Here is a 3360-nt window from a genome sequence, read left to right on the forward strand (position 1 = left end):
GCGGAACCAATACCAGCCATCACCCAAATAACGGATATACACCCAAAACACGCCCAATCTCACCAAAGACAACACCCAGTGACCACTGAGGCAACCTGTCACGCGGCAAAAGACCACGCCTTGCTCTCGCGAAAATGGGACTACTCTTTCAGCAATGCTTGACCCAGATCAAAACCTTCGCCGGGATTGCTCTGGCGGCCGCAAGGCCAGAATCCCTGCGTGGTTGGTTATAAAAAGAAACGAATTTGAATTCGCCACACTCCATATCCGTGGGGGCAGTGGGTGCAGGCCTCCAGCCAGCATTCGGTATTACCTGACAGAGGAAGACTTATGTTCGGTTTGGAGGCGCTAGATCTCGCCCGAATTCAATTCGCGTTCACCATCTCATTCCATATCCTGTTCCCGGCCATCACCATCGGCCTGGCCAGTTACCTTGCGGTGCTGGAAGGCCTGTGGCTCAAGACCCACAATGACACCTACCGTGACCTCTACCATTTCTGGTCGAAGATCTTTGCCGTCAACTTCGGCATGGGCGTGGTCTCCGGCCTGGTCATGGCCTATCAGTTCGGCACCAACTGGAGCCGCTTCTCGGACTTCGCCGGTGCCGTCACCGGGCCGTTGCTGACTTATGAGGTGCTCACGGCGTTCTTCCTCGAAGCCGGCTTCCTTGGGGTCATGCTGTTCGGCTGGAACAAGGTCGGACGCAAGCTGCACTTCTTTGCCACGGTGATGGTGGCCGTCGGCACGCTGATCTCGACTTTCTGGATTCTTGCCTCCAACAGCTGGATGCAGACGCCACAGGGCTTTGAAATCATTGATGGCCGGGTGATTCCAACCGATTGGCTGGCCGTGATCTTCAACCCGTCGTTCCCCTACCGCCTGATGCACATGGCCACGGCCGCGTTCGTCGCTACCGCGTTCTTCGTCGGCTCCTCGGCGGCCTGGCACTTGCTGCGCGGCAAGGACAACCCGGCGATCCGCACCATGCTGTCGATGGCAATGTGGATGGCGCTGATCGTTGCACCGATCCAGGCGGTCATCGGTGACTTCCACGGCCTGAATACCCTCAAGCATCAGCCGGCGAAGATCGCCGCGATTGAAGGCCACTGGGAAAATATCGGCAACGAGCCCACGCCGCTGATCCTGTTCGGCTGGCCGGACATGAAGGCTGAAAAAACCAAGTTCGCAGTAGAAATTCCGTACCTGGGCAGCCTGATCCTGACCCACTCCCTGGACAAGCAGGTGCCGGCCCTCAAGGAGTTTCCGCCTGAGGACCGTCCCAACTCGACCATCGTGTTCTGGTCGTTCCGGGTCATGGTGGGCCTGGGCTTCCTGATGATCTTCACCGGCCTGTTCAGCCTCTGGCTGCGCCGTGGCGACAAAATGTACACATCCAAGCCGTTCCTGTACCTGGCGCTGTGGATGGGCCCGTCCGGCCTGATCGCGATTCTCGCTGGCTGGTTCACCACCGAGATCGGCCGACAGCCGTGGGTGGTCTACGGGCTGATGCGCACGGCAGACGCCTCGTCCAACCACAGTTTTGCGCAGATGAGCATTACGTTGGTGTTGTTTGTGGTGGTGTACTTCGCGCTGTTCGGCGCGGGCCTGGGCTACATGATGCGCCTGGTGCGCAAAGGGCCTGTGACCCACGAAAGCACCGAGCCCACCCACGGTGGCCCTGGGCAGAAACGCACACCGGCGCGTCCGTTGTCGGCGGCTGATGACAGTGCCGATGCCGATCACGGCGACACCTTGAACAAGGGGAACTGAGCCATGGGTATTGATCTTCCGCTGATCTGGGCCGTGATCATCATCTTCGGCATCATGATGTACGTGGTCATGGATGGCTTCGACCTGGGGATCGGCATTCTCTTCCCGTTTATCCCGGGCAAGACCGACCGTGACGTGATGATGAACACCGTCGCCCCCGTGTGGGATGGCAACGAAACCTGGCTGGTACTCGGCGGCGCGGCGTTGTTTGGCGCGTTCCCGCTGGCCTATTCGGTGGTGCTCTCGGCGCTGTACCTGCCACTGATGCTGATGCTGATCGGGCTGATCTTTCGCGGCGTGGCGTTTGAGTTCCGCTTCAAGGCCAAGGACGACAAGCGTCACCTGTGGGACAAGGCCTTCATCGGCGGCTCGCTGGCAGCGACGTTCTTCCAGGGCGTGGCGCTGGGGGCGTTCATTGATGGCATCCCGGTGGTCGACCGGCAGTTTGCCGGTGGCTCCCTGGACTGGCTGACGCCGTTCACGATGTTCTGCGGCGTGGCCCTGATCGTGGCGTATGCGCTGCTGGGCTGCACCTGGCTGATCATGAAGACCGAAGGCAGCTTGCAGGAGAAGATGCACAACCTGGCCCGGCCCCTGGCCTTCGTGGTGCTGGCGGTGATCGGTATCGTCAGCCTCTGGACGCCGCTGGCCCACCCGGAAATCGCCTCGCGCTGGTTCACCCTGCCGAACCTGTTCTGGTTCCTGCCGGTGCCGATCCTGGTGCTGGTAACCATGTACGGCCTGATTCGCGCCGTGGCCCGCAATGCGCACTACACGCCGTTCCTGCTGACACTGGTGCTGATCTTCCTTGGCTACAGTGGCTTGGGGATCAGCCTGTGGCCGAACATCATCCCGCCGTCAGTTTCGATCTGGGACGCCGCCGCACCGCCGCAAAGCCAGGGCTTCATGCTGGTGGGCACCTTGTTCATCATTCCGTTCATCCTGGGCTACACCTTCTGGAGCTACTACGTGTTCCGCGGCAAGGTCACCCACGAAGACGGTTATCACTAGGAGGATTGACTCATGTCCGGCAAACCTTCGTTGCACGACATCGAACAGGCCGAGAAAAAGCCGCTCTGGCAGCGCCTGGGCTGGCTGGCGATGATCTGGACCGGCAGCGTCCTGGCCCTGTTCGTGGTGGCCAGCCTGATGCGCATGTTCATGAATGCCGCGGGCCTGACCACCCACTGACATCCCGTTGTAACTATTGCCCTCCTTTATGGAGGGCTTTTTTATTTGCGCGCCTTGAGGACCACGAACTTCGGCGTGGTCGCCACTTGCTCGACGCCACGGAACAACCGCGCCAACTTGGTGTGATAACCCAAGTGACGGTTGCCGACGATATACAGGGCGCCGCCCACTACCAGCGCTTCCCGCGCCTGCTGGAACATGCGCCAGGCGAGGAAGTCTCCCACCACTTGCTGCTGGTGGAACGGCGGGTTGCACAGCACCACATCCAGTGACTGCGCTTCCTGATCGGCCAGGCCGTCGCCGGGGCGAATCAGCACGTCACGTTCGCCCAGCGCCGCGCGCCAGTTCTCGGCCGCCGATTGCACCGCCATATAAGACTCGTCGACCAGCGTGTACTGC

At 60.6% G+C, this 3360-nt stretch carries 4 protein-coding genes; 3 read left to right on the top strand and 1 reads right to left on the bottom strand.

Features of this window, described 5'->3' with window-relative positions; genetic code table 11:
- Positions 1-330: 330 nt before the first annotated feature.
- The 3 genes from HX846_RS09515 to HX846_RS09525 are packed head-to-tail and all read left to right on the top strand — an operon-like array spanning position 331 to position 2961.
- On the top strand, positions 331-1770 hold the full coding sequence (locus HX846_RS09515; RefSeq protein WP_008432808.1) for a cytochrome ubiquinol oxidase subunit I: 1440 nt from the start codon (positions 331-333) through the stop codon (positions 1768-1770).
- A 3-nt stretch (positions 1771-1773) separates the two neighbouring features.
- Positions 1774-2781 carry a cytochrome d ubiquinol oxidase subunit II gene (cydB, locus tag HX846_RS09520; RefSeq protein ID WP_008432810.1) on the top strand — a complete coding sequence of 336 codons (1008 nt, stop codon included), beginning with the start codon at positions 1774-1776 and terminating at the stop codon, positions 2779-2781.
- Between the two features lie 12 nt (positions 2782-2793).
- Complete coding sequence (locus tag HX846_RS09525) at positions 2794-2961, top strand: DUF2474 domain-containing protein (protein WP_003215809.1); 168 nt, start codon at positions 2794-2796, stop codon at positions 2959-2961.
- A gap of 41 nt (positions 2962-3002) precedes the next feature.
- Here HX846_RS09525 and HX846_RS09530 read toward each other — a convergent pair.
- A partial coding sequence (locus tag HX846_RS09530) for a class I SAM-dependent methyltransferase (RefSeq protein ID WP_178965313.1) occupies positions 3003-3360 on the bottom strand: 358 nt, incomplete at its 5' end.

This window comes from Pseudomonas sp. K5002, assembly GCF_013386655.1.
Lineage (GTDB): Bacteria > Pseudomonadota > Gammaproteobacteria > Pseudomonadales > Pseudomonadaceae > Aquipseudomonas.

Coding starts and splice junctions, on each gene's coding strand:
- cydB (WP_008432810.1), top strand. CDS start 1,774: ATGGGTATTGATCTTCCGCTGATCTGGGCCGTGATCATCATCTTCGGC.
- HX846_RS09515 (WP_008432808.1), top strand. CDS start 331: ATGTTCGGTTTGGAGGCGCTAGATCTCGCCCGAATTCAATTCGCGTTC.
- HX846_RS09525 (WP_003215809.1), top strand. CDS start 2,794: ATGTCCGGCAAACCTTCGTTGCACGACATCGAACAGGCCGAGAAAAAG.